Origin of the sequence: Photobacterium sp. SKA34, from assembly GCF_000153325.1 — a bacterium.
Lineage (GTDB): Bacteria > Pseudomonadota > Gammaproteobacteria > Enterobacterales > Vibrionaceae > Photobacterium.
Map to the genome: position 1 here is coordinate 1 of NZ_AAOU01000087.1, position 1,428 is coordinate 1,428.

The 1,428-nt window shown below is 35.4% G+C and carries 2 protein-coding genes and 1 pseudogene; 1 reads left to right on the plus strand and 2 read right to left on the minus strand.

Annotated elements, in window-relative coordinates; all coding sequences use genetic code 11:
* A pseudogene (locus SKA34_RS01325) lies at nucleotides 1-280 on the minus strand (protease); the annotation flags it as partial.
* Nucleotides 281-598: 318 nt separating this feature from the next.
* A complete protein-coding gene (locus SKA34_RS22730; RefSeq protein ID WP_006643683.1) occupies nucleotides 599-763 on the minus strand; it encodes a DUF2798 domain-containing protein in 165 nt (54 codons plus the stop codon).
* A 418-nt stretch (nucleotides 764-1,181) separates the two neighbouring features.
* On the opposite strand from SKA34_RS22730, the gene SKA34_RS01330 reads away from it, so the two are divergent.
* Nucleotides 1,182-1,415, plus strand: coding sequence for a hypothetical protein (locus SKA34_RS01330; RefSeq protein ID WP_006643669.1), 234 nt, complete (start codon nucleotides 1,182-1,184; stop codon nucleotides 1,413-1,415).
* Nucleotides 1,416-1,428: the final 13 nt, after the last annotated feature.

Genomic DNA, 1,428 nt, shown 5'->3' on the forward strand with positions numbered 1-1,428 from the left:
AAAGAGCGTCATAGACAAACTGAGCCCCTACTCCCTGAATATTCGAAGAAACAGGAGACCAATTAAACCAGCCTTGCAGATCGTCCATGGGTGAAGAAAATAAACGCATCGTTGAATGTAAAGGCCTTGGCGGTATGGCTGACGAGAAGTCCTCCATAATAGTCCCTTTCACATTGGTAATAAAAGGCGAATTAACAGCTTTAGTTGGACTCTGTGCAAGAGCATCAAAGCTTAAAAGTAAAGCAATATTGAGACTCGAAAGTGTCAGTTTTTTCTTCATTCTTGCATCAACCTCAATTAGGTAAAACAAATAAACGCAAAGAAACTCTAACTTGTGATCACAATACTGTCATTAATATGTTAATTAAATGTTAACTAAATCTCACTATATATCTTTCTTAATCCTGTGTTTTAAACTGATTTATATCAATAAAGGCAAAATAATATGCTTAATAACGGCTTTATTGGGATTGTTATAAATAATTAGAGATAGCAGAACTATCTCGTCTGCTTTATTGCGGATAAGAGTTATCAACCATTGGGCTTAGCTCATTTTAATCAGTCCATTCTGAATAAATTATTCTTAATAAGTGTTTGCTCAATCAGCGGTTAGCTTATTTTCATCTAATAGAGCTAGTCTGTGGGCGAGTCGACGAATTTTCGGCATCACATTAATGTTAAGAGTGAATGCGACAGGCCAAGCTACAAAGAACGAATCTCGCCACGCGCTCAACCATTGCAGATTGAGCCCGACTTTAATCATTTCCCTATTTCTAATTTGCTACGAAAAGTGCAAGTGATTACCATAAGTGTCTATTCATTCCTGAGCGGCTTTTTTGCATTATTATCCCAGCTACAAAGCAAACAGATAAATAACTTTATTGTTAAATGACCGCCCACAGTGGCGGTCTTTTTGTACCCTCAAGGTACTTTTTGAAGAAGTTACCAATACTTTTCCTAATATCAACCAGCCTGAATAGAGCTGGCTATCTAACAAAGTTTTGTCCAAATATTGAGCTAGTAGCTGTTACTAGCTCATGTGATCACCAATCGATTTAATCTTCGTTAAGATTTTTTTGATAGTTTACTTGCCCTTAAAAATTATGAACAGAGTTGTTCTTAAGTTAAAGATTTTGCTTTAAAGTATGAGATTAGTTATCAATAAGTTGAGTAGTTTAAAAATGGTTAAAGTCGACAGTGAAATTATTGCCACCTTTGGTGATTGGGTTGTTACGGACTATGGCATTGAATGTACATATACTAATTACTTTATAGCTAAGGAACGGCTACCTGAACCCGACTGGATTCATCATGTTTGCCAGAAAACATGGGTAAATAAAGTAGATTTTGAAAATGCATTTAAGCATGCATTAGATGTTCATAATGTAATTAGCCATCAAAAAGATCACTACTAAACATAACGTTATT